Consider the following 2,106-nt stretch of genomic DNA (forward strand, 5'->3'; position numbering starts at 1 on the left):
GAAGGCGTCGCTCATCTCGCGCGAGGTCGTAGCCGACTCGATCGAGCTCGTCGCGCGCGGCCATCTGTTCGACGCGATCGTGTGTGTGAGCGGCTGCGACAAGACGATCCCGGGGACCGTGATGGCGCTCGCGCGCCTCGACATCCCAGGGCTCATGGTCTACGGCGGGTCGATCATGCCCGGCCGCTTCCAAGGCCACGACGTCACCATCGGGGATGTCTATGAGGCGGTGGGAAAGCACGCCGTCGGGAAGATGAGCGACGCGGAGCTTCGGGACCTCGAGGTCCACGCCTGCCCCGGTGCTGGCGCGTGCGGCGGCCAGTTCACCGCGAACACGATGGCGACAGCGTTCGAGGCCCTTGGCATCTCGCCAGCCGGTTCGTCAGGCGTGCCTGCGACCGACCCGCGCCGCCGCGAGGTCATGAAGGGCGCAGGTCGTCGCGTGATGGAGCTGCTGCGCGACGGCGTCCGCCCGCGGCAGATCATCACACGCCCCGCGCTCGAGAACGCGATCGCCGCGGTGATGGCGACGGGTGGATCGACGAACGCGGTGCTGCACCTGCTCGCGGTCGCGCGCGAGGCTGGCGTCGAGCTGGCCCTCGACGACTTCGACCGCATCAGCGCCAAGACGCCGCTCCTCGCCGACATGAAGCCCTGGGGTCGCTTCAACGCGCCGGACATGGACAGTGCCGGCGGCATCATGCTCGTGCTGCAGCGGCTGCTCGACGCGAAGCTCCTCAACGCCGATGCGCTCACCGTCACGGGGCGAACCATCGGCGTCGAAGCGCGCGCGGCGAAGGAGACAGCGGGTCAGGAGGTCGTGCGTCCGCTCGCGAAGCCGCTCGCGCCGAGCGGCGGCATGGTGATCCTCAAGGGCTCGCTCGCACCCGACGGCGGTGTGATGAAGGTCGCCGGACATCTCATGGAGGCGCGGCGCTTCACCGCGCGCGTGTTCGATCGCGAAGAAGACGCGTTCGCCGCGGTCGTCGCCGGGAAGATCAAAGAGGGTGACTGCGTCGTGATCCGTTATGAGGGCCCGAAAGGCGGACCCGGGATGCGCGAGATGCTCGGCGTCACCGGCGCGATCGTTGGCGCGGGGCTCGCCGAGAAGGTCTCGCTCATCACCGATGGGCGTTTCTCCGGCGCGACGCACGGCCACGTCGTCGGGCACATCGCGCCCGAGGCCGCGGTCGGCGGTCCGATCGCGGCGATCCATGACGGCGACACGATCCTCATCGATCCGGCGAAGCGCCGGCTGGATCTGGACGTTCCGGCTGACGAGATGCGCCGCAGGCTGGCGGCAACGGAAGCGCCCTCGGCCCGATACAAGACGGGCGCGATGGCGAAGTACGCGAAGCTCGTCTCATCTGCCAGCAGCGGAGCGGTGACAGGCCAGTAGTTAGCGGCGACGCGTGCTCGTCTTCTTCGTGCCCAGCTGCTCAGCGAAGCCGCGGCTGATCGCGAGGTACTTCTTGAGCTCGCCAGTGCGAGCGAACAGCTCCGAGGGTACCGCGACGAAGTCCTTCATGACCACGCCGTGTTGGACCACGACTTTCGTCTTGTACTTCTTCATGAACGACTCACGCTCGTCCGGCGGGAGCCGCAGGCGCAGGTCACCGGTCGGCGAAAGGTACGTGAACATCTTGCCGTTCGCCGACGTGTAAGGGATCGTCGCGCCTTTGCGCTCGATCTTCGGATCGGTCGCGATCAGCTTGTCGTAGAGAGCCAGCTTTGCGGCGGGGATCGCGCTCGTCGGTTTCCTGGCGGCCACCGCTTTTGAGCCTACCTCTGGAAACGAAAGCGCCCCCGCCGCGCTGCGACGGGGGCGCCTGCGAAACTCGCGAAGCTGGTTACTTGGGCTTCGCCACTACGGCAGCCACGGCGACCTTCGGTTTGTCTTCGAAGTCCGCCTGAGCGACGAGCTCGCGCCAACCCGGCACGGGCTCGATCTTCGTGATGCGGTAGGACTTGTGATTCACCTCGATGAGCTTGCCGACGATCGCGCCGTAGGCGACAGCCGACTGCCCATTGAAAGGTCCACCGTGGAGCTTGACCGTGACGCTAGCGGTGGATGATTTCAACGGGGAGGCCGGCGATCTCCGCCGG

The 2,106-nt window shown here is 67.4% G+C and carries 3 protein-coding genes; 1 reads left to right on the top strand and 2 read right to left on the bottom strand.

What is annotated here, in order from left to right; translation table 11 throughout:
* Window positions 1–1,399, top strand: a 1,399-nt coding sequence (locus tag VI056_12150; protein HEY6203779.1) for a dihydroxy-acid dehydratase, incomplete at its 5' end; no start/stop codon positions are given.
* Here the strand turns inward: VI056_12150 and VI056_12155 are convergent.
* Both VI056_12155 and VI056_12160 read right to left on the bottom strand, forming a co-directional pair.
* Window positions 1,400–1,771, bottom strand: a complete 372-nt coding sequence (locus tag VI056_12155) for a hypothetical protein (protein ID HEY6203780.1) — start codon at window positions 1,769–1,771, stop codon at window positions 1,400–1,402.
* A 79-nt stretch (window positions 1,772–1,850) separates the two neighbouring features.
* A partial coding sequence (locus VI056_12160) for a hypothetical protein (protein HEY6203781.1) occupies window positions 1,851–2,106 on the bottom strand: 256 nt, incomplete at its 5' end.

Source organism: Candidatus Limnocylindria bacterium, assembly GCA_036523395.1.
Taxonomy (GTDB): domain Bacteria; phylum Chloroflexota; class Limnocylindria; order P2-11E; family P2-11E; genus CF-39.